This window comes from Pseudomonas sp. zfem005, assembly GCF_032621735.1.
Taxonomy (GTDB): Bacteria; Pseudomonadota; Gammaproteobacteria; order Pseudomonadales; family Pseudomonadaceae; genus Metapseudomonas; species Metapseudomonas solani.
Map to the genome: position 1 here is coordinate 339,280 of NZ_JAVYJE010000003.1, position 20,676 is coordinate 359,955.

The following is a 20,676-nucleotide window of genomic DNA, read 5'->3' on the forward strand; positions in this document are numbered from 1 at the left end:
CTCAAATAGGGTGTGGGTCGACCGTCAGCGCTGACGGTCGATCGGATCGAGAATCTGCAGGGCCAGGTTGCCCTTGTGGGCGCCCAGCTTGGCCTTGAAGGCCGGCACGCCGTTGGCGCGCATGATCATGTGCTCGGGCATCTCCACCGGAATCACGTCGCCCGGCTGCATGTGCAGGATGTCGCGCAGGCGCAGCTGGCGGCGCACCACGGTGGCGCCGACCGGCACGCTGACGTCGAGGATGTCCTCGCGCAGGGCCTTGATCCAGCGCTCGTCCTGGTCGTCGACATCGGACTGGAAGCCGGCGTCAAGCATCTCGCGGATGGGCTCGATCATCGAATAGGGCATGGTGATGTGCAGGTCGCCGCCACCGCCATCGAGTTCGATGTGGAAGGTGGAGACGACGATCACTTCGCTAGGGCTGACGATGTTGGCCAGCGCCGGGTTCACCTCGGAGTTGATGTACTCGAAGTTCACGTCCATCACCGCGTGCCAGGCTTCCTTCAGGTCGACGAAGGCCTGGTCCAGCACCATGCGCACCACGCGCAGTTCGGTGGGGGTGAATTCGCGGCCCTCGATCTTGGCGTGACGGCCGTCACCGCCGAAGAAGTTGTCCACCAGTTTGAACACCAGCTTGGCGTCGAGGATGAACAGGCCGGTGCCGCGCAGCGGCTTCATCTTCACCAGGTTGAGGCTGGTGGGGACGTACAGCGAGTGCACGTACTCGCCGAACTTCATCACCTGCACACCCCCTACCGCCACATCGGCGGAACGGCGCAGCAGGTTGAACATGCTGATGCGGGTATAGCGGGCGAAACGCTCGTTGATCATCTCCAGGGTCGGCATGCGTCCACGGACGATGCGATCCTGGCTGGTCAGGTCGTAGCTTTTGACGCTCCCGGGTTCCGCCTCGTTCTCGGTCTCGACCAGGCCATCGTCCACGCCATGGAGCAGCGCGTCGATCTCGTCCTGGGAAAGCAGGTCTTGGACTGCCATGGGTCTCCCCTGCTACTGCAATACGAAATTGGTGAACAGCACTTGCTCGACCGCCACCTTGCCGGTCTGCGCCTTGGCCACTTCCTGGATGGTCGCGGTGGCCTGCTGGCGCAGCATCTCCTTGCCCACCGGGGTGACCAGGGTGTCGAAGGTCTGGCTGGAGAAGAGCATCACCAGCTTGTTGCGCACCACCGGCATGTGCTCCTTGAGCGCATCCATCTCGGCCTTGTCGCGGCCCATCAGGGCCACGGTGACCTGCATGTAGCGCTGGTGGCCGTTCTGGTTGAAGTTGACCACGAAGGCCGGAGCCAGGGGCTCGTACAAGGCGATCTGCTTGACCGGAGCAGCGTGCTCGGCGGCGGCCTCGTCCTTCTTGTCATCCTTCTTGGCGTCGCCACCGCGGCCCAGCAGGAACCAGGTCGCGCCGACCGAGGCGCCCACGACCACCAGCAGCACCACGGTCAGCAGGATGATCAGTTTGAGCTTGCTCTTGCCGGCGGGCTTTTCGTCGCCGCCCGCATCCGCCTTCGCTTCTTTCTTCGCCATGCCAAAATTCCGTCGCTGATCGGGTTAATGCCCGCATTCAATGGGTTGAGAGCAAGTGTTATGCCAGCTTCTCACCAAACGCCGCAGCGGATATACCAGTGTCCTTGGCGCCTGTCACCCACGAAAAAAGGCGCCCGGTGGCTTTTTATCGAGCCACCGGGCGCCTTCAGTCTAGAACATGACGATTGCGGGGATGCGGATCAGGCGTAGTAGTCCACCAGGCCGCGCCCGCCAGTTGCCGTGGGGCTGCGTATCTCGCTGATGCCGACGGCGATCTCCTCGTCGCCGCCACCTCCCAGGTGCGAGCTTCCGCCATTGCCTCGGCCGCTGCCGCCCTCATTGCTCTGCTGGCCCTGCCAGCCACGGTTCAGGGACTGGTCGGAGACGTTCACATCCAGCTGGTTCATGCCCTGCTGGGAGAACATGTCGCGCAGGCGGTGCATCTGCCCTTCCAGCGCCTCGCGCACCCCGGCGTTGGGGCTGGCGAAGGTCACCTGGGTCTGGTCCTGGCCCATGTTGATGCGCACTTCCAGGCGCCCCAGGTCTTGCGGGTCGAGCTGGATCTCGGCCGACTTGAGGTTCTGGCTGGACAGCCACATGACCCGATCAACCACCGCTTCGCTCCAGCCGCCCTGGTTCATCGCCACCGGCTGGCCGGGAACCAGGGCCGGCGTGCGCTGGGCCAGGGCCGACTGCTGGCTGATGGTCTGGCCGATGGCATTGAGGCGGCTATCGAGGACTTCGCTGCGGATTTCCGACTTGCTCTCGCCCAGGCCCTGAGTGAGCTGCTCGGAGAGTTCCGCCACTGGAAGTTCGACATCCACCGGGACTTCTTCCGGTTCCGCCGCCTTGTCACCGAAGGCGGCCAGGGCGCTGGCGAAGTTCTGCCCGGCATTGGCCGAATTCTGCGTGGTGACGGTGGTGGTGGTCGCCACCTGCACCTGGTCGCCCTCACCCTCGGTTTGCAGGCCGACCTGCATGCCGGCGAAGCCTTGCAGTGGATCTGCCTGGGCATCGACCTCCAACGTGGCGGTGCCCTGGGTAGCGGGCGCGACGCTGGGCAAGCCGGTCGGCAAGGTGACTTCCGGCGCGGGCGGCTCGACCACCGGCGGCGCGATCTGGCCGCTCATGGCCATCAGCAGCAACGGATCGATGACCGGGTCTTCGGGCTGGGTGCCGTCGCTGGTGGCCACACTGTCGTCAGGGGTATCGCCACCACTGCCGCTGCCCTTCCCGCTGTCGCGGTCGGCCGGCAAGCCGTTGCCGCTATCGGCAACCGTCGACGGCTTGCCGGTGTTGTCATTGGCCGGCCTGTCCGCCGAATCGTCCGCCTTGCGGGTGTCATCGGGCTTGTCACGGGCAGGCTTGGCCGCCGGCTCGTTTCGTTCTACAGGCTTGGCCTGCTGCTCCTTCGCATACACCTGGGCAAAGCTGGGAGCCGCGTTCTTGACGGGTTCCGGTGTCTTGACCTGGGTTTTTGCCGCCTGCACTTTCGTCTTCACGCCAGGGTTCGCCTGCAGAAGAATATCGGGGGCAACGGGCATGGGCACTCTCCGCTGAGGGGTTGGTTCGTGCCAGGGGGTTTGCAAGGGGCGGGCCAAGTTTCGGCCGCGAAGGAAATCAGAAGCTGTGACGCTGGCGCTCGGAGCGGAACAGGATGCGCACGATGGCGAACTCCCGCTCGATGCGTTCAACCAGGTCCGGCGCGTCTTCCAGGCGCTCGCGTCGGGCGCTTTCCTCCAACTGCTTGCACAGGGTCGCCAGCAAGGGCGCGCCCATGTTGCTGCAGCTGCCCTTGAAACTGTGCGCGGCGAGGCGCAATGCCTGGGCGTCCTGCTGGTCGCAGGCCTGGTGGAGCAGGCGTACACGCTCCTCCGAGTCGACCAGGAAGGTGTCCAGCAACACCGGGTACTCGTCTTCCATGACTTCCTGCAAAGCGGCCAGTACGCCATTGTCGATATGCAGATCGGACAACCGGATCACTCCTTGAACGACACGATGGGAATCAGGATGGGCGTGGCCAGACGAACTCCACGCGGATGCCCCTGCCATCCTCCGGCAAGTCGCAGCGCGCGGCAAGTTGTCTGACCAGCGTCAGGCCACGTCCGCTCAGGCTCGACGTATCGATATCCCGCTCCAGCACCGCCCGGGCATCGAAGCCCTTGCCGCTGTCCTCGACCCGCACCAGCAGGCGCCCGCCCTCCTCGCCCACCGGCAACAGCTCGAGGTGGATGCGCACATGGCCGTGCTCGAGCCCGGCCAGGCGCGTGGCGCGCTCGCGGTAGTACTCGGCAAAGCCACGGGCATCGCGCTTGAGCGCGGAGTCCAGGCCCAGCACGCCGTGCTCCAGGGCGTTGGAGTAAAGCTCGGCGAGTACGGTGTAGAGCGCCCCGCCCTGGTCGCGCAGGCCCTGCACCTCCAGCAGCAACTGCAGGAGGAAGGGCAAGGGGTTGAAGCGCTTGAGGGTCTGGGCGCGGAATTCGAAGCTGGCCGACCAGTCCAGCGGGCTCAGCTGGCCGCTGTCGGTGAACGCCAGCTGCGGGCGCTGTTCGAGGTCTTCGACCAGGGTCACCTCGATCATGCTGACGTCGTCCTGGGCTTCGCCCCGGAAGGCGGCCAGGGTGCGCTGGATCTCGTCGAACAGCTGCTCCGGGGCGGTATTGCTGGCGAAAACACGCCGCAGGCGCTCGTCACCGAACAGCTCGCCGGCCTCGTTGCAGGTTTCCAGCACGCCATCGGACCAGAGGAACACGCGGTCGCCGACATCAATCGGGTAGACCTCGTACTTGTCATCGAACTGGGCCGGCTCCAGCACCCCGAGCGGCAGGTGCCGCGATACCAGCGGCACCACCGGGCCGCCATCGGCGCGGCGCAGGTAGCCGTCGGGCAAGCCGCCGTTCCACACCTCCAGCACACGCCGCTGGAAGCTGAGGTTGAGCAGGGTCGCGCAACAGAACACGCCCACCGGCAGGATGCGCTTCAGCTTGGCATTCATCTCGCGGAGGATATCGGCCATGGCGTAGCCCTTGGCGGTCATCCCGTAGAAGACTTCGGCCAGGGGCATGGCCCCGATGGCCGCCGGCAGGCCGTGGCCGGTGAAGTCGCCCAGCAGCACATGCATGCCACCGGAAGGCTTGTAGGCGGCCAGCAACAGGTCGCCGTTGAACAGCGCATAGGGCGATTGCAGGTAGCGGATATTGGAGGCATTGAGGCAGCCGGAGTGGGCCACCTTGTCGAACACCGCCTTGGCCACGCGCTGCTCGGTGAGCAGGTGCTCGTTGTGCTTGGCGATCAGGTCGCGCTGGTGCAGGACGGTCTCCTGCAGGCGGCGCAGGCGGTCCATGGCCTTGATCTTGGCTTCGAGGATGACGCGGTTATAGGGCTTGGCGAGGAAGTCGTCGCCGCCGGCCTCCAGGCACCGCACCAGCGCTTCGTTCTCGGTGAGCGAGGTGAGGAAGATGATCGGCACCAGCTCCTCGCCCGCCAGTTGCTTGATCCGCCGTGCCGCCTCGAAGCCATCCATGACCGGCATCAACGCGTCCATCAGCACCATGTCGGGCTGCTCCTGCTGGAACAGCGCGACGGCTTCCAGGCCATTGGCCGCCGTCAGGGCACGGTGGCCCTGGCGGTTGACGATGGTGGAAAGCAGCATGCGGTCGGCCGCGTTGTCCTCGGCGATGAGGATGGACAGGCGGGCCGACATGGCGGTGTCAGGCAATCTGGAACAGCTGTTCGAAGTTGGAGATGGCGAGGATCTTGCGCACGTCGGGGTTGCAGTTGACCAGGCGGATCTGCGCGCTGTCGCCACCGGCGTGGTCACGCAGCAACAGCAGCATGCCCAGGGCGGAGCTGTCGAGGTAGGTGGTGCCCTTGAGGTCGACCACGTAGCGCTTGGGGTTGATGCTCACGCGCTCGTAGGCGTCGCGAAATTCCTGGTGAGCCCCGAAATCGAAACGTCCCTGGATGACGATGGTCAGCTCTTGCCCGTCGCTCGAAGGCAGCGAGGTGATGGCCATGCAAGACTCCTTGATCAGAAATGTAAACGCGTGCAGAAGATTTAGCACCCGCCTGGAGCCTCGGCAACCGCGATTTAGCGTTCCTCGCGCCCGATGAGGCGTTGCGAGAGCTCATCGAGGAGTTTCTGCTCGCGCTTGTCCTGAATCGCACGCGCCTCGTCGATGTAGCGCTGCACCAGCTTCTTCAGGCCCTCCAGCCGCGCGTAGCGCTGCTGCCAGGCCTCCCGCGCCTTGGCCAGGTTGTCGCGATGCCAGGCCACGCTCTGGGTCTGCTGGGCGACGGCCGTTTCCAATTGCGAAAGAAAGCGCTGGTAGTTGGTCAGCCACTGGCCGGACACACCCTGGCTGCCCTGGGTGATCCACTGCTGCTGGTAATCGGAGCGGAAGCGTTCGAGGTCACCGAGCTTGCCCTCGGCCTGGCCCAGCAACCCCTGGCAATGCCCAACCAGGCGGGCGGCATCGCGTTCGGCTTTCTGCGCCATGTCCACGACGGGAGCAAGGCGCGCGGCGCGGTCACGGGCCATGGTTCATCAACCCGCGCTGCCGGTGTTCAGCACCGCGGCGAGGCGCTCGACGCTCTGTGCCAGCGGCTCGCTTTCGTTGAGCCCCTGGTGAAGGTATTTGGCCATGGCCGGTTGCCGGGCGATGGCCAGGTCGGTGTCGGCATCGCCGCCGGCGACATAGGCGCCGACGCTGATCAGGTCGCGGGTCTGCTGGTAACGCGACCACAGCTGCTTGAAGCGCTGGGCCATCTTCATGTGCTCGGGGCTGACCACCTGGGGCATGACCCGGCTGATGGACGCCTCGATATCGATCGCCGGGTAGTGGCCCTCTTCCGCCAGGCGCCGTGACAGCACGAAGTGGCCATCGAGCACACCCCGCGCGGCGTCGGCGATGGGGTCCTGTTGGTCGTCACCCTCGGAAAGCACGGTGTAGAAGGCGGTGATCGAGCCGCCGCCCTTCTCGCCGTTACCGGCCCGCTCCACCAGCTTGGGAAGCTTGGCGAACACCGAGGGCGGGTAGCCCTTGGTGGCCGGCGGTTCGCCGATGGCCAGGGCGATCTCGCGCTGGGCCTGGGCGAAACGGGTCAGCGAATCCATCAGCAGCAGGACGTTCTTGCCCTTGTCGCGGAAGTATTCGGCGATGCGCGTGCAGTACATGGCGGCACGCAGGCGCATCAGCGGCGCGTCGTCCGCGGGCGAGGCGACCACCACGGAGCGCTTGATGCCCTCCTCGCCAAGGATGTGTTCGATGAATTCCTTGACCTCGCGGCCCCGCTCGCCGATCAGCCCGACGACGATGATTTCCGCTTCGGTGAAGCGGGTCATCATGCCCAGCAGCACGCTCTTGCCCACACCGGTGCCGGCGAACAGGCCGAGGCGCTGGCCACGGCCGACGGTAAGCAGGCCGTTGATGGAGCGGATGCCGACGTCCAGCGGCACGGAAATGGGGTCGCGATTGAGCGGGTTGATCACCGGGCCGTCCATCGCCACCCAGTCTTCGGCCTTCATCCCGCCCTTGCCGTCCAGGGCGCGGCCGGCGCCGTCGAGTACCCGCCCGAGCATGGACATGCCCATGGGCAGGCGGCCGGTATCGGGCAGCGGCACCACGCGGGCGCCGGGGGCGATGCCGGCGAGGCTGCCCACCGGCATCAGGTAGATCTTGTTGCCGGAGAACCCCATGACTTCGCCTTCCACCTGCACCGGGTGGTAGCTGTCGTCGTTGATCACCAGGCAACGGCTGCCAATGGCGGCGCGCAGGCCTTCGGCTTCCAGGGTAAGGCCGACCATGCGCAGCAGGCGCCCTTCCACCACGGGCTGGGTGGGCAGTTGCACGGCATCGGCGTAGCCACCAAGGCGCTTGGCGAAACTGGTCCGCTCAAGGCGCATGGGGCGGTTCCGGCGGGCTCAGGTCGAGGGCGATATCGGCCGGTGGCGTGTGCACCTTCTGTTCGCGCTGCTGGTCGAAAAGCTGCTTCAGCGCCTGGGTCATGCGCGTCTCGATGCTGGCGTCGATGCGGCTATGTTCGGTTTCGATGCGGCAACCGCCGGGCAGCAGGGTCTCGTCTTCGAGGATGCGCCAGGTTTCTTCGTGGCGTTCGCGCAAGGCCTTCACCAACTCGAAGTCCTGCGGGTTGATGTGGATGCGCAGGTTGCTGGCGCCCATGGGCAGCAGCTTGAGCGCTTCGCGGAGGATCTGGCGGATCTGGGTGGAGTCCATCGCCAGCTCGCGCTGGATGACCTGCCGGGTGATCTGCCCGACCAGGTGCACCATGGCTTCTTCCAGTTGCTGGTCCTGCTCGGCGATGGGCGCCATGAGCTGGCCCATGAGGCTTTCCAGGGACTCCAGGCGCGCATTGGTGGCCACCTCGGCCTCCTGGCGCGCCTTGATCTGGCCGGCATGGAAGCCGTCCTTCTCGCCAGTAGCGAAGCCTTCGTTGTAGGCGTCCTGGCGGATCGCTTCCAGCTCATCGAGCGTCAGTGGCTTGACGGCCTCCAGCTCGACGTCCTCGACGGCCTGCGGGGCTTCCGTGGCCGGCGCTGCCTCGGCCATCGCGGGCGCGTCCGGCTGCTGGGCGGGCTCGGCCGGCTCCTCGGCGACCACGGCAGGGCCTTCGGGATCGAAGCTGGGCAGGGACCAGCGATCGAAGGCGTTCACATCCTTGGCGCGAATCAGCTCGCTCTGTGCTTCCTTGGTAGCCATCGGGCGCGCCTCAGATCATTTCTTCGCCGCCCTTGCCACCGAGCACGATTTCTCCGGCTTCGGCCATGCGGCGGGCGATGGTGAGGATTTCCTTCTGCGCGGTCTCCACGTCGCTGACGCGGACCGGGCCTTTGGCTTCGAGGTCGTCGCGCAGCAGTTCGGCGGCGCGCTTGGACATGTTCTTGAAGACCTTCTCCTTGATCGCTTCGTCCGAGCCCTTGAGGGCCAGCACCAGCACATCGGAAGACACCTCGCGCATCAGCGCCTGGATGCCGCGGTCGTCGACGTCCGCCAGGTTGTCGAAAACGAACATCAGGTCTTCGATCTGGCCGGACAGGTCCTCGTCCACCTCGCGGATGGAGTCCATGAGCTGGCCCTCCACCGAGCTGTCGAGGAAGTTCATGATGTCCGCCGCGCGCTTCACGCCGCCCATGGTGGTGCGGGTGGAGCTGGAGTTGCCGGCGAACTGCTTCTCGAGGATCAGGTTGAGTTCCTTGAGCGCGGAAGGCTGCACGGTGTTCAGCGAGGACACGCGCAGGATGATGTCCAGGCGCACCTTGTGGTCGAAGTGGCTGAGCACCTCGCCGGCCTGGTCGGGGTCGAGGTAGGCGACCACGATGGCCTGGATCTGCGGGTGCTCGTAGCGGATGACGTCGGCCACGGCGCGCGGCTCCATCCACTTCAGGCTGTCCAGACCGCTGGTGCTGCCGCCTAGCAGAATACGGTCGATCAGGTTGTTGGCCTTGTCCTCGCCCAGGGCCTGGGTGAGCATCTTGCGGATGTAGCCGTCGGCACCGACGCCCAGGCTGGTCTGGTCGCCGACGATCTCGACGAACTCGCCCATCACCTGCTCGACCTGCTCGCGGTGCACGTTGCGCATCTGCGCCATCGCCACGCCTACCTTCTGCACTTCCTTCGGGCCCATGTGGCGCAGCACTTGCGCGGCATCGGTCTCGCCGAGGGAAAGCAGGAGGATGGCGGCCTTGTCCACCTTGGTCAGCTTGGGAGCGCGGTTATCACTCATCGGCGTTGATCCACTCTTTGACTACCAGGGCAACGCGACCCGGGTCTTCGGCTACCAGGCTTTTGATCGCGTTCAGTTGTGCATCATACCCCTCGCTCGGGCTCGGCAGCAGGATGCTTTGCGGCCCGCCGAGGCTCACCCGATCATCGGACAGCTCGCCGGACAACCCACCCATTTCGCCCAGTTCGACATCGCCGTCGCGACCGCCGCCGACCAGGTCCTTGCCCTTGCCGCCGCCGGAGATGTTGTTGAGCACCGGACGCAGCACGAACAGTATCAGGACCAGGATCAGCAACACCGGAACCAGCTGCTTCAGGGCCGACGCCACCATCTGGAACCAGACCTGCTCGTACCACGGCAGTTCGATCACCTCGTCGCCACCGCCGACGAACGGCGTGTTGATCACGCTGACGCTGTCGCCACGGCTGGCATCGAAGCCCACGGCGTCCTGTACCAGGCGGGTGAAGCGGGCGATCTCGTCAGCGGTCCAGGGCACATGGGTGGTCTCGCCCTGGGCGTTGACCTTGACCTGGTCGTCCAGCACCACGGCGACGGAAAGCCGGCGCAGGCGACCCTGCTGTTGCTTGGTGTAGCTGATGGAGCGGTCCAGCTCGAAGTTGCGCGTGGTCTGGTCACGCTTGTCGGTCGGGTACGGCGCCAGCATCGGCTTGCCGGTGGCCTGGTCGATGATCTGCTGGCCGTTGTCGTCGAGGATCGGCTGGCCAGGTGCCACGGCAGGTGCGGCGGCTGCCGGAGCAGCCTGCTGCGGCGCGTTGGCCGGGCCCGGGGGCTGGTTGGAGAGCGCGCCGGGCACACCCTGCGGGCCGGAGCCGGCCTGGCGCTCTTCGTTGAGTTTCTGCTCGCTGCGCAGCGCCGGCTGGTCCGGGTTGAACATCTCGGCAGTGGATTCCACCGCACTGAAGTCGACGTCCGCCGAGACTTCGGCCTTGTAGCGGCCATTGCCCAGGACCGGCTGCAGGATGCTGTGCACGCGCTGGGTGAACAGGCCTTCCATGCGGCGGGTGTAGTCGTACTGCTTGCCCGCCATGGACAGCTCGGAAAGCTCCTGCTGGTCAGACAGCAAGGTGCCCTTCTGGTCCACGACCGTGACCTGGCCCTTCTCCAGTTCCGGCACGCTGGTGGCGACCAGGTTGACGATGGCCATCACCTGGCTCGGCTCCAGGGAGCGGCCCGGGTACAGCTCGACCAGCACCGAGGCGCTGGGCTTGCGCTCGTCACGGACGAACACCGAGCTTTTCGGGATGGCCAGGTGCACGCGGGCACCCTTGACGTTGTTCAGGCTGGAAACGGTGCGCGCCAGCTCGCCTTCCAGGCCGCGGCGGTAGCGGGTGGCTTCCATGAACTGGCTGGTGCCCAGGCCTTGCTCCTGGTCGAGGATCTCGTAGCCGACGTTGCCGTCATTGGGCGCGATGCCGGCGCCGGCCAGCTTGATGCGGGCACGGGCCACGTCGTCGGCCTTGACCAGCAAGGCACCGGAATTGGGTTCGATCTTGTAGGGGATGTCGGCGCCGTTGAGGGCCTCCATCACCTGGTTGGCATCCATGCCGCTCAGGCTGCCGTAGAGCGGACGGTAGTCCGGCTGCTGCGACCAGAGCACCACGGCGAAACCGATCGCCACGCTGGCGGCAAGACCGACCAGCAGGCCGATCTGGCGCAGCATGCTCATCTGCGAAAGGTTTTCCAGGAATGCCAGGCCGAAGAGGGGTTTCTTCTCGCCCTGCTCGCCCGCCGGAGCCGGAACGTTAGCGGTTGCCGCGTCTGCCATTTCTCAACCCTGCCCTTAAACCGGCATCTGCATGATGTCTTGATACGCCTGGACCAGCTTGTTGCGAACCTGGGTCATGGCCTGGAACGACACGCTGGCCTTCTGCGAGGCGATCATTACATCGGTGATGTCGACGCCGCTCTGCCCCGTCTCGAAGGCGGTGGCGAGTTGGCTGGACGCCTGCTGGGTTTCGTTCACCTTATTGACGGCCTGGCCGAGCATGTCGGAAAAGCTCGGCGCGTTGACCTCGGGCGTAGCGCTGACCACGGGCTTGGTACGGGCCATGGCCTCCATCTGCATGGAGCGCATTTCCAACATCAGGCGATTGAATTCGACACCCTGGCTCATCACATTCCTCCGCGACCGCAGTTTTTTGACGCTAGAGCGGTCTTTGTGGGAGAGGTTGCAACAAGGGTGCCAATTAGGCGGGCAAGCTGGAAGCTGGAAGCTGGAAGCTGGAAGCTGGAAGCTGGAAGCTGGAAGCTGGAAGCTGGAAGCTGGAAGCTGGAAGCTGGAAGCTGGAAGCTGGAAGCTGGAAGCTGGAAGCTGGAAGCTGGAAGCTGGAAGCTGGAAGCTGGAAGCTGGAAGCTGGAAGCTGGAAGCTGGAAGCTGGAAGCTGGAAGCTGGAAGCTGGAAGAGCCTGGGGGATCGGCGGACACCGTCAACCCCTGGGCTTATTTATTTCCGCATTCCGTGCGTAGCCCGGGCTTCAGCCCGGGGAAACTTCGCCGCCATGCCAAGCCCCACCGGTGGATGCAAAGAGCGACACCCAACCGGCTTCAGGCTTCAGGCTTAAAACCTCAGCGTCAGCTGGCATACAAATACGCCTCCACATCCATCCCCGCGTCGCGCATCTGCGCGAGCTTGTAGCGCAGGGTGCGCGGGCTGATGCCGAGGCGTTCGGCGGCTTCCTTGCGGCGGCCGCGCTCGGAGCGCAGGGTGTCGATGATCATCTGGAACTCGTGGCGACGCAGGTCTTCGCCCAGCGCGCCTGCGGCGTCCGCAATGGGCGCGGCAGGATTGACGGGCAGGCCGACCGGCGCCGGAACGACGGCAGCAATCGGGCTCAAAGGTACCGATACCGGTGCGACGGCCATGCCGATGGGCGCGGTGAGGCACAGGTCGTGAGGCTGGATCAGGCCGCCCTGCTGGAGGATCAGCGCCCGCTGGATGGCGTTGTCCAGTTCGCGCACGTTACCCGGCCAGGGGTGGCTGACCAGCGCATGCCGCGCTTCGGCGGAGAAACGCACCGGGGCGTGATTCATTTTCTTGACGTGCTTGCCCAGCAGGCGCTCGGCCAGGGGAAGAATATCGGCCGGGCGCTCACGCAGCGCGCGCCAGGCGAGGGGGAAGACCGAGAGGCGGTAGTAGAGGTCTTCACGGAAGCGCCCCGCCGCCACTTCGCCGGCCAGGTCACGGTTGGTGGTGGCCAGCACGCGGATATCCAGCTCTATGGGTTTGCGTGCGCCGACCCGCTCCACCTCGCGCTCCTGCAGCACGCGCAGGAGCTTGGCCTGCAGGCCCAGGGGCATCTCGGAAATCTCGTCGAGGAGGATGGTGCCGCCGTCGGCCAGTTCGAACTTGCCGGGCTGGGCGGCGATGGCGCCAGTGAAGGCGCCCTTCTCGTGACCGAACAGGGTGGCCTCGAGCATGTTGTCGGGGATCGCCGCACAGTTGATGGCGATGAAGGGCTTGGCCGCGCGCGGCGATTGCTGGTGGATATAGCGCGCGAGCACTTCCTTGCCGGTACCGGACTCGCCGGAGATCAATACGGTGGAGTCGCTGCGGGCGACACGGGCGGCCAATTCCAGCAATTGCAGGCTGGCCGGCTCCTGGGCCACGGGCCCCTCCCCTTCACCGGCCGTGGCGCGCCCCAGGGCATGGCGCTCGACCAGCTCCAGCAGCGCACGAGGCTCGAAGGGCTTAACCAGGTAGTCGGCAGCACCCTGGCGGATGGCATCCACCGCGCGCTCGACGGCGCCATAGGCGGTCATCAGCAACACGGGCAGTTGCGGATAGCGGGTGCGCACCAGCGCGAGCAGTTGGTGGCCGTCCATGCCGGGCATGTTGACGTCGCTGATCATCATGCCGAAGGGCTCTTCGCCAAGGGCCACCAGGGCCGCTTCGGCGCAGTCCGCTTCGCGGAAGTCGTAGCCGCCGAGCATCAGGGTGTCGGCAAGCGCTTCGCGCAGGGCACGGTCGTCTTCGACCAACAGAACTTTGACGGTCATGGGGTTACTCCTGAATTACCGGCTGTGCCGTGCCAAGCAACGGCAGGACCAGGGTGGCGCAGGTGCCACGACCCGGGCGGGAGCTGAGCAGCAACTCGCCCTGGTGTGCGCGCGCCACCGCCTTGACCACCGCGAGGCCGAGGCCCGTTCCGGTGGTCTTGGTGGTGAAGAAGGGTTCGCCCAGGCGAGCCAGGGTAGCGGCATCCATGCCCGGGCCGTTGTCACTGATGCACAGGCGCAACGTGCCGCCGCGGCTGTACAGGTGGATCTTGAGGCGCACATCGCGGCCGGAGGCCTGGATGGCATTCTCGATGAGGTTGAGCAGCGACCCCACCAGGGTGTCGCGGTTGCACAGCAGCTCGCCGCCGCTGGCGTCGCATTGCCAGCGCACCGAAAGGCCGGTGACATGGGATTCGGCGGCCGAGCGCAGCGCGGCGAAGAGCATCACCGGTTTCAGCCGATCCGGCAGCGGCAGGTCGCCACGGGCGAAGATCAGCATGTCACGCACCTGGTGTTCGAGCTCGTGCAGCCGCTCCTTGAGGCGGCCGGCGAAACGCTGTTGCTGCTCCACCGGCAGCACCTGCTCGGTGAGGTGGCTGGCATAGAGCAGCGCGGCGGAGAGCGGCGTACGGATCTGATGGGCCAGGGACGCGACCATGCGCCCCAGGGCAGAAAGCCGCTCGTGGCGGGCCAGCTGATCCTGCAGGAGACGGGTTTCGGTGAGGTCGGCGAGCAGCACCAGTTGCCCGGGCTCGCCGTTCAGGGAACGGGTGGCGATGGACAGGCGACGCCCATCCTTCATGGAGATCTCGTGACCGTCGTCCTTGCGCGGAGCGAAGCTGCGCGCGATGACCTCGCGCCAGAGCATCCCCACCAGCGGCTTGCCGAGCAGGCTGCGCGCCACGGGATTGGCTTCACGGACCACGCCCTGGCCATCGATGACGATGACGCCACCGGGCAGCAGGTCGAGCAGGCTTTGCAGGCGCAGGGCCAGGCGCTCTTTCTCCGCCAGTTCCTGCATGCGCTGGGCGCTGACCAGGGCCAGCTGCCCCTTGAGCTCGGTCACCCGTGCCTCCAGCAGGCTGTACGACTCGCTCAGCTGGTTGGACATCTGGTTGAACATGGCGAACGCCTGTTCGAGGCTGGCTCTGCCGGCCTCTTCTACGGGCGCCGCACTGGCGGACTCAGGTTTTTGCGATGGGCTGGCACTGGCGGTCATGGTTCTCTCTCGCTCGGCAAACCGTCAGGAGACGGTCAGTCGAGAGAGACATAGCAATACCCGTGCCTAAAAAAATACCCTTTAAAAACAGGTATTTACGAAATCAGCGTCAATCTTCTGCCATTTCGTCGTCGCGACGGCTCATGCCGTACTTGCGCATTTTCTCCACCAGGGTGGTGCGGCGGATGCGCAAACGCTCGGCAGCACGGGCCACGACACCGGCGGCATCGTCCAGCGCCTGCTGGATCAGCCCCTGCTCCAGGTTGCCCAGGTAGTCCTTGAGGTCCAGCCCCTCGGGCGGAAGCATCGCCGGGCTACTGACGCCGGGCAGGCCGGCACCAATGGCGGAGCGCTCTTCGAGCTCTTCGCGCAGGCTGGCGGCCAGTTGCTCGTCCTCGTCGTCCACGTGGCGGAATTTCTTCGGCAGCTCGGTCACGCCGATGACGCCATAGGGATGCATGATCGCCATGCGCTCCACCAGGTTGGCCAGCTCGCGGACGTTGCCCGGCCAATCGTGGTTGCACAGCGACATGATGGCGGCGGAGTTGAAGCGGATGGAGCCGCGCTTCTCGTGCTCCATGCGCGAGATCAGCTCGTTCATCAGCAGCGGGATGTCCTCCACGCGCTCGCGCAGCGGGGCCATCTCGATGGGGAAGACGTTGAGGCGGTAGTAGAGGTCCTCGCGGAAGCCACCGGTCTCGATCATCTGCTCGAGGTTCTTGTGGGTGGCAGCGATGATGCGCACGTCGACGTTCTGCGTCTTGTTGCTGCCCACGCGCTCGAAGGTGCGCTCCTGCAGCACGCGCAGCAGCTTGACCTGCATCGGCAGCGGCATGTCGCCGATCTCGTCGAGGAACAGGGTGCCGCCGTTGGCCAGCTCGAAGCGCCCGGCACGGCTGGTGATGGCACCGGTGAAGGCACCCTTCTCATGGCCGAACAGCTCGCTTTCCAGCAGCTCGGCGGGGATGGCGCCGCAGTTGACCGGCACGAAGGGCGCATCGCGGCGCTTGGAGTGGTAGTGCAGGTTGCGCGCGACCACTTCCTTGCCGGTGCCCGACTCGCCGAGGATCAGAACGCTGGCGTCGGTATCGGCCACCTGCTGCATCATCTGCCGCACCTGCTGGATGGCACGGCTGGTGCCCACCAGGCTGCGGAACAGGTTCGGCTCGCGCTGGCGGCCGCGCTCGCGGGCCTGGTCGTACATCTCGCGATAGACCTGGGCGCGGTGCAGGGAGTCCAGCAGCTTGTTGTAGCTGGGCGGCATCTCGAGACTGGCCAGCACGCGGCGGCGGACCTCGTCGGACCAGTCGGCCGGCACCGCCTGGTCGATCAGTAGCACGGGAAGGAACTCGTCCCAAGTGGCGACCTGCTTGAGCAGCTCGGTGGTGCCGCCCTTGGACTCGACATCGCCCAGGAGGATGCAAAGCACATCACGGGTGGCGCTCAGCGCGCCGACGGCGTCACGCCAGTCGCGGCTGGCGCAGGCCAGATGCTCTTCGCCGAGAAAGTTCAGAATGACCGCCAGATCACGGCGGCGATCGCTGTTGTCGTCAATCAGCAGAATCTTGGTTTCACGCCACATGCTTGTTCTGGTCTTTGCTCGAGGACTGATGCCGCGTTAGAGCGGCACAAGGGCAGCCGGTGCCATCAAAATCGCGATGGGCAACGGCAATTGGCCACTAGTAAAGTCAAAAAAGCGAACAGAGTCAAATTTATGGCGTGCTTTTTTTGAGGAGATCGACAGAAAGCCTAAGAGACTGAGGATGCAGCACCGATATGCCATCAGTGCCGCATCGGGGTGCCATCAACCGAACAACTGATAGACCTTGGCACCCTGGTTGGAGCGGACGAGATTGCTGAGCTCGCTGGCCACCTGGTCGCGCTGCTGGGCGCAGGATTCGGTCAGGCGACGGTAGACGTCGATCAGGGCCTCCAGTTGCGTGCGCAGGCCCTCCTCGATGTCGGCGCAATCGAGCATGGCGACGTTCACCTGATCGCGGCACTGGCGGTCGAGCTGGCTCACGCTCTCCCAGTCCTGGCTCTCGAAGGCGGAGACCAGGGCCAGGCGGGTTTCTTCGATCTGCTTGAGCATGATGTGGCTCATGTTGCTCTCCTACTCAGGGCGCAATGGCATCCCAGCCGGACTTCACTTCACGCAACAGGCCGGCCACCTCGGTGAGCACCGCCGGGTCGTTGGCTTTATTGGCGTGGATAAGGCGCGCGATCATGTATTCGTAGAGGCGGTCGAGGTTGGCCGCGACTTCGCCACCGCGAGACGGGTCCAGCGCCTCGCGAAGGCCGCCGATGATACCGATGGATTTGCTGATCAGCTCGCCTTTCAGCGGTCCCTGCTCGCGCATCATCGCACCCTGGGCCTGCGCCATGCGTTCGAGGCCGCCTTCCATCAGCATCTGGATCAAACGATGCGGGCTGGCGTCAGACACCTGAGCCTGCACGTTCACCTGCTGATACTGCTTCATGGCCAACATCGCTCTCATTTCGCAACTCCTCGTGAACCGGTGTTTCTTCGATATCCATAATATCGGCTGGTTTCACGGGAGCTTTAAGCCTTCTGCTGAGCATTTTTCGTCATTAAGACGCGAGCGGACCAAACCTCGGGCTCGGTCAGTTCTTCTTGACCAGGCCAGGCAAGGCGTCGAGCTGCGAAGCGAGGTTGTCGCTGGTGCCCTGCATCTGCGCCAGTAACGAGTCCAGGGTGGTGAACTGCTTGTACAGACGGGTCTGCAGCGCGGTCATGCGCAGGTCCAGCGCTTTCTGCTGGTTGTCGACGCCCTTGATGGTGTCGCGCAGCACCGAACTGCGCTGCTCGATGACGCCACCAGAGTCGGTGTACGGCTTGGCCTTCGCGGTCATGCGCGCAGCCAGGCCGTTGTCACCGGTGAAGAAGTCGGCGATGCCCTGGTAGTCGGAGGCGATGGCCGCATCCAGCTTGGCGGAGTTGAGGTCCAGGGTGCCGTCCTGCTTGGTGGTGATGCCCAAGGATGCCAGCGCCTTGACCGAGCCATCGCTGCTGCTCGGGGTGACCAGTTCGCTGCGCATGGAGTTCAACAGTGCGCGTGCGGTGGAGTCGCCGGCCAGCGCGGCAACCACCGGGTCGCTGCCTTCCACGGGGGTGACCTTGGTCAGCGAGCTGATGGCGGAGGCCATCTTGTTGTACGCGGTGACGAAGTTCTGCACGTTGGTCTTGACCGCGCTGCTGTTCTGCCCGACGGTCAGCGTCAAGGGTTTGAGCGCCTCGGTCTCACCGGTGAGATTGAGCGTGATGCCATCGATCGCGGTGGTGACGGTATTGGAGTCACTGACCACGCTCAGGCCGTCCACCGTCAACTTGGCGCTCTGGGCGGTGGACAGGGTCTTGCCGGCCTTGGCCACGGCCGCGTCGTACTCGGCGGTCGAGCCGAAGTCGGAAGGATTCAGGGTCGGGCCAGGGAAGTTCAGCTTGCTCAGGTCGGTTTTGCTGCCCGAGGTGCTGGTGCCGGTCATGGTGATGTCTTTGCCGTCACCCATCTTGCTGCTGCTCAGCACCAGGCGCGAACCCTGGCTGTCAGTCACGATGGTGGCGCTGATGCCCTTGTCCGCACCCTGCTTGTTGATGGCGTCACGGATACCGGAAAGGGTGTTGTTGGTGCTGTCGACAGCGATGGTCAAGGCATCGTCACCACCGATCTTGATGTCCAGCGAGCCTTCGTTGAAGGCCGTGGTAGCCCCGGTGCTGAAGGCCGCCGAAGCGATCTTGCTGCCTGCGGCCAACTGGGTGACGTTGATCTTGTAGCTGCCGGAAACCGCACTCGGGGTCGCGGTGGCGTTCAACGCCGCGGTGTTGGACGAAGTCGCAGTCCGCGCCAGAAAACTGGTGGGGCTGTTGAGCAACGCCATGGCGCTCTGGAATTCACTGACGGCGCTCTTGAGGGAGCCGAGGGCGGTGAGCTTGGTCGTGGATTTCGACTCCAGGGTATCGAGCTGGTTCTGCTTGGGCGCACGGGCGTTGGCCACCAGCGCTTTCACAGTGGTATCGATATCGATGAGTCCAGATCCAACCGTACCGATGGTGGTAGCCATCTCACACCTCCGTCAAAAAAACGTCCCGAGTTCCCTTCCAGGGAACGATCAAGAGTTTGGTACTCAAGAAACGTACCAACTCAAGCCTTGGCCTCGAACATCAGACTGCGGATGTCTTCCAGCCGTTCAGCGAGCTTCAGCAATTCCTCGGAAGGAATCTGCCGGATCAGCTTGCCCGAATCGGTATCGATGACCTTCACCACGACTTCGCCACTGGAGTCATCGACGTTGAAATCCAGCCCGCGTTTGACGGTCTGGACGAAGGACTGGATATCAGCGACAGCGGATTCCAGGTTGCCCCCCTGCGCCTGGGACTGCTGGGACTGGGCGTCCGCTTCAGCGCTGCTGACCGCAGTGCTTGCCGGAGCAACCTTCCTGGCAGCGTCCTGGCCGGGCGTTACGCTGGCGACGGGGTCCTTGGCCAACCTGGGCAGGGCACCGACCGACGTAATGTTCGAGATATCCATTTTTCATACCTCACAATGGCCAAATGGGAGGAAGGGTCATCCCCTTCCCCCCATTGTTGCTGGGCGCTCTTCCTGCGTTATTGCAGCAGGCTGAGAACCGACTGCGGCAGCTGGTTCGCCTGGGCCAGGATCGCAGTACCGGCCTGTTGCAGAACCTGGTTCTTGGACAGGGTCGCAGTTTCAGCTGCGAAGTCGGTGTCCTTGATCCGGCTACGAGCAGAAGCGGCGTTCTCGGAGATGTTCTGCAGGTTCGATACGGTGTTATCGAAGCGGTTCTGCACAGCACCGAGATCGGCACGCTGGGAGTCGATCGCTGCCAGGGCGCTATCGACCACTGCCAGGGCGCGCTGGGCACCGTCGGCGGTGGAGATATCGACGTTGGCAACGGTGTTCAGGGTCGACGAGCTGGTGCTGAACACTTCGGTGGTATCGCCGGTCACCGCGAAGGATACCGGGGAATCCAGCTGTACGTAACCGAAGGCCTTGCCGCCAGTCGCCGCCACATCCGTCGCACCGCCGTAGGTACCGTCGTTGCCCTGAGCGGCCACGTCGATGGTGCCTGCGGAGCTACCGGTAGCAGCACCGAACTCGATCGTCTCACCAGTCGCGGAGGTGATGGTGATCTTGTCGTTCTGCTGGTCGTAGTTGGCGGTGAGGCCAAGCTTACCGGCGTTGGAATTGATCTGGTTGGCCAGGTCTTCGTTGGAGGTCACACCTACCATCTGCACGGTGTTGGAACCAACGGTCAGGTTGAACGAGGCTGCACCGGAGGTGAAGTTGACGTCGGCCTGAATCACGGTACGGGCGCTGGCGGAGAGGCCGGCGATCGAGCCGTCGAACTTCTGGGCGATGCTCTTCGCGCTGTCGGTCGCGGCGAGGGTCACGTCCTTGGTCTGGCCGTTGCCGACCACGGTGACGGTGCCGGAGGCGAACGCACCACCGCTACCCGCAACCACGCTACCGGCAACGGTGGTACCGGATGCCGAGGCACCGGCCGCGGAAGTGGAAGCACCACCACCGACCTGGTAGGAACCCAGCTTGGCGGAGGACGCATCCTTCAGGGTCACGTCGATGGTCTGGTAGGCATCGGAACCGACCTGGAAGCTGGTGGTACCGAAAGTGCCGTCCAGCAGCTTGCGACCACCGAAGGTGGTGGTTTCAGCGATACGGGACAGTTCGGCCTGCTGCGCGGTCACTTCTTTCTGCAGGGCGGCGCGGTCGGCGTCGCTGTTCGAGCCGCTGGCTGCCTGGATGGACAGGTCGCGGATACGCTGCAGAATGTTGGTGGACTGCTGCAGTGCACCTTCAGCGGTCTGCGCCAGGGAGATACCGTCGTTGGCGTTGCGGGTCGCCTGGTTCAGGCCGCTGATCTGGTTGGTCAGACGGTTGGAGATCTGCAGGCCGGCGGCATCGTCCTTGGCGCTGTTGATACGGCTACCGGTGGAGAGACGCTGCAGCGAGGTATTCAGCGAATTGGACGATGCGTTCAGGTTGCGCTGAGTGTTGAGCGAAGCAATGTTGGTATTGACTGTAAGTGCCATTTGGCGTCTCCCGAAGTACCTAGTATTTACCTGAGCTTTGCGACCTTCAGGACCTGCTGCTCAGGTG

20 protein-coding genes are annotated in these 20,676 nt (G+C 64.7%); all 20 read right to left on the bottom strand.

What is annotated here, in order from left to right:
• Positions 1–24: 24 nt before the first annotated feature.
• The 20 genes from fliM to RTW82_RS08465 all read right to left on the bottom strand — a co-directional run bounded on the left by fliM (position 25) and on the right by RTW82_RS08465 (position 20,609).
• A complete protein-coding gene (gene fliM, locus RTW82_RS08370) occupies positions 25–996 on the bottom strand; it encodes a flagellar motor switch protein FliM (RefSeq protein ID WP_021220585.1) in 972 nt (323 codons plus the stop codon).
• Positions 997–1,008: 12 nt separating this feature from the next.
• Complete coding sequence (gene fliL / locus RTW82_RS08375) at positions 1,009–1,542, bottom strand: flagellar basal body-associated protein FliL (protein ID WP_184488929.1); 534 nt, start codon at positions 1,540–1,542, stop codon at positions 1,009–1,011.
• Between the two features lie 200 nt (positions 1,543–1,742).
• Positions 1,743–3,086 (bottom strand): flagellar hook-length control protein FliK, encoded by a 1,344-nt coding sequence (locus RTW82_RS08380; RefSeq protein WP_316924814.1) that lies wholly within the window; start codon positions 3,084–3,086, stop codon positions 1,743–1,745.
• 76 nt (positions 3,087–3,162) lie between these two features.
• Positions 3,163–3,516, bottom strand: a complete 354-nt coding sequence (locus tag RTW82_RS08385) for an Hpt domain-containing protein (RefSeq protein ID WP_021220588.1) — start codon at positions 3,514–3,516, stop codon at positions 3,163–3,165.
• A 31-nt stretch (positions 3,517–3,547) separates the two neighbouring features.
• Positions 3,548–5,245, bottom strand: coding sequence for a fused response regulator/phosphatase (locus RTW82_RS08390; RefSeq protein ID WP_271660675.1), 1,698 nt, complete (start codon positions 5,243–5,245; stop codon positions 3,548–3,550).
• 7 nt (positions 5,246–5,252) lie between these two features.
• The gene (locus tag RTW82_RS08395) at positions 5,253–5,558 is read right to left on the bottom strand and encodes an STAS domain-containing protein (RefSeq protein ID WP_021220590.1); all 306 of its coding nucleotides are present in this window, start codon (positions 5,556–5,558) and stop codon (positions 5,253–5,255) included.
• Between the two features lie 74 nt (positions 5,559–5,632).
• The gene (gene fliJ, locus RTW82_RS08400) at positions 5,633–6,082 is read right to left on the bottom strand and encodes a flagellar export protein FliJ (protein ID WP_021220591.1); all 450 of its coding nucleotides are present in this window, start codon (positions 6,080–6,082) and stop codon (positions 5,633–5,635) included.
• Positions 6,083–6,088: 6 nt separating this feature from the next.
• Complete coding sequence (fliI, locus tag RTW82_RS08405; RefSeq protein ID WP_021220592.1) at positions 6,089–7,447, bottom strand: flagellar protein export ATPase FliI; 1,359 nt, start codon at positions 7,445–7,447, stop codon at positions 6,089–6,091.
• On the bottom strand, positions 7,437–8,261 hold the full coding sequence (fliH, locus tag RTW82_RS08410) for a flagellar assembly protein FliH (protein WP_316924815.1): 825 nt from the start codon (positions 8,259–8,261) through the stop codon (positions 7,437–7,439). The genes fliI and fliH overlap by 11 nt, the downstream gene beginning before the upstream one ends.
• A gap of 10 nt (positions 8,262–8,271) precedes the next feature.
• Positions 8,272–9,285, bottom strand: a complete 1,014-nt coding sequence (gene fliG / locus RTW82_RS08415; protein ID WP_021220594.1) for a flagellar motor switch protein FliG — start codon at positions 9,283–9,285, stop codon at positions 8,272–8,274.
• The gene (gene fliF, locus RTW82_RS08420) at positions 9,278–11,071 is read right to left on the bottom strand and encodes a flagellar basal-body MS-ring/collar protein FliF (protein WP_316924816.1); all 1,794 of its coding nucleotides are present in this window, start codon (positions 11,069–11,071) and stop codon (positions 9,278–9,280) included. The genes fliG and fliF overlap by 8 nt, the downstream gene beginning before the upstream one ends.
• Before the next feature lie 15 nt (positions 11,072–11,086).
• A complete protein-coding gene (fliE, locus tag RTW82_RS08425; RefSeq protein ID WP_021220596.1) occupies positions 11,087–11,419 on the bottom strand; it encodes a flagellar hook-basal body complex protein FliE in 333 nt (110 codons plus the stop codon).
• Between the two features lie 458 nt (positions 11,420–11,877).
• Positions 11,878–13,302, bottom strand: coding sequence for a sigma-54-dependent response regulator transcription factor FleR (fleR, locus tag RTW82_RS08430; protein WP_184488935.1), 1,425 nt, complete (start codon positions 13,300–13,302; stop codon positions 11,878–11,880).
• A 4-nt stretch (positions 13,303–13,306) separates the two neighbouring features.
• Positions 13,307–14,521 (bottom strand): sensor histidine kinase, encoded by a 1,215-nt coding sequence (locus RTW82_RS08435; RefSeq protein ID WP_316924817.1) that lies wholly within the window; start codon positions 14,519–14,521, stop codon positions 13,307–13,309.
• Positions 14,522–14,630: 109 nt separating this feature from the next.
• A complete protein-coding gene (locus tag RTW82_RS08440; RefSeq protein WP_021220599.1) occupies positions 14,631–16,103 on the bottom strand; it encodes a sigma-54 dependent transcriptional regulator in 1,473 nt (490 codons plus the stop codon).
• 222 nt (positions 16,104–16,325) lie between these two features.
• A complete protein-coding gene (locus RTW82_RS08445; RefSeq protein WP_184488937.1) occupies positions 16,326–16,625 on the bottom strand; it encodes a flagellar protein FliT in 300 nt (99 codons plus the stop codon).
• A gap of 13 nt (positions 16,626–16,638) precedes the next feature.
• Positions 16,639–17,019 carry a flagellar export chaperone FliS gene (gene fliS, locus RTW82_RS08450; protein WP_031288165.1) on the bottom strand — a complete coding sequence of 127 codons (381 nt, stop codon included), beginning with the start codon at positions 17,017–17,019 and terminating at the stop codon, positions 16,639–16,641.
• A 127-nt stretch (positions 17,020–17,146) separates the two neighbouring features.
• The gene (gene fliD, locus RTW82_RS08455) at positions 17,147–18,601 is read right to left on the bottom strand and encodes a flagellar filament capping protein FliD (RefSeq protein WP_316924818.1); all 1,455 of its coding nucleotides are present in this window, start codon (positions 18,599–18,601) and stop codon (positions 17,147–17,149) included.
• An 80-nt stretch (positions 18,602–18,681) separates the two neighbouring features.
• Positions 18,682–19,068, bottom strand: coding sequence for a flagellar protein FlaG (locus RTW82_RS08460; protein WP_316924819.1), 387 nt, complete (start codon positions 19,066–19,068; stop codon positions 18,682–18,684).
• A 77-nt stretch (positions 19,069–19,145) separates the two neighbouring features.
• Positions 19,146–20,609, bottom strand: coding sequence for a flagellin (locus RTW82_RS08465; RefSeq protein WP_316924820.1), 1,464 nt, complete (start codon positions 20,607–20,609; stop codon positions 19,146–19,148).
• Between the last annotated feature and the right edge of the window lie 67 nt (positions 20,610–20,676).

What these genes read in the sequence shown, in the direction of transcription:
- fliM (WP_021220585.1), bottom strand. Translation starts at nt 996, where the DNA reads ATGGCAGTCCAAGACCTGCTTTCCCAGGACGAGATCGACGCGCTGCTC.
- fliL (WP_184488929.1), bottom strand. Translation starts at nt 1,542, where the DNA reads ATGGCGAAGAAAGAAGCGAAGGCGGATGCGGGCGGCGACGAAAAGCCC.
- RTW82_RS08380 (WP_316924814.1), bottom strand. Translation starts at nt 3,086, where the DNA reads ATGCCCGTTGCCCCCGATATTCTTCTGCAGGCGAACCCTGGCGTGAAG.
- RTW82_RS08390 (WP_271660675.1), bottom strand. Translation starts at nt 5,245, where the DNA reads ATGTCGGCCCGCCTGTCCATCCTCATCGCCGAGGACAACGCGGCCGAC.
- RTW82_RS08395 (WP_021220590.1), bottom strand. Translation starts at nt 5,558, where the DNA reads ATGGCCATCACCTCGCTGCCTTCGAGCGACGGGCAAGAGCTGACCATC.
- fliJ (WP_021220591.1), bottom strand. Translation starts at nt 6,082, where the DNA reads ATGGCCCGTGACCGCGCCGCGCGCCTTGCTCCCGTCGTGGACATGGCG.
- fliI (WP_021220592.1), bottom strand. Translation starts at nt 7,447, where the DNA reads ATGCGCCTTGAGCGGACCAGTTTCGCCAAGCGCCTTGGTGGCTACGCC.
- fliH (WP_316924815.1), bottom strand. Translation starts at nt 8,261, where the DNA reads ATGGCTACCAAGGAAGCACAGAGCGAGCTGATTCGCGCCAAGGATGTG.
- fliG (WP_021220594.1), bottom strand. Translation starts at nt 9,285, where the DNA reads ATGAGTGATAACCGCGCTCCCAAGCTGACCAAGGTGGACAAGGCCGCC.
- fliF (WP_316924816.1), bottom strand. Translation starts at nt 11,071, where the DNA reads ATGGCAGACGCGGCAACCGCTAACGTTCCGGCTCCGGCGGGCGAGCAG.
- fliE (WP_021220596.1), bottom strand. Translation starts at nt 11,419, where the DNA reads ATGAGCCAGGGTGTCGAATTCAATCGCCTGATGTTGGAAATGCGCTCC.
- fleR (WP_184488935.1), bottom strand. Translation starts at nt 13,302, where the DNA reads ATGACCGTCAAAGTTCTGTTGGTCGAAGACGACCGTGCCCTGCGCGAA.
- RTW82_RS08435 (WP_316924817.1), bottom strand. Translation starts at nt 14,521, where the DNA reads ATGACCGCCAGTGCCAGCCCATCGCAAAAACCTGAGTCCGCCAGTGCG.
- RTW82_RS08440 (WP_021220599.1), bottom strand. Translation starts at nt 16,103, where the DNA reads ATGTGGCGTGAAACCAAGATTCTGCTGATTGACGACAACAGCGATCGC.
- RTW82_RS08445 (WP_184488937.1), bottom strand. Translation starts at nt 16,625, where the DNA reads ATGAGCCACATCATGCTCAAGCAGATCGAAGAAACCCGCCTGGCCCTG.
- fliS (WP_031288165.1), bottom strand. Translation starts at nt 17,019, where the DNA reads ATGAGAGCGATGTTGGCCATGAAGCAGTATCAGCAGGTGAACGTGCAG.
- fliD (WP_316924818.1), bottom strand. Translation starts at nt 18,601, where the DNA reads ATGGCTACCACCATCGGTACGGTTGGATCTGGACTCATCGATATCGAT.
- RTW82_RS08460 (WP_316924819.1), bottom strand. Translation starts at nt 19,068, where the DNA reads ATGGATATCTCGAACATTACGTCGGTCGGTGCCCTGCCCAGGTTGGCC.
- RTW82_RS08465 (WP_316924820.1), bottom strand. Translation starts at nt 20,609, where the DNA reads ATGGCACTTACAGTCAATACCAACATTGCTTCGCTCAACACTCAGCGC.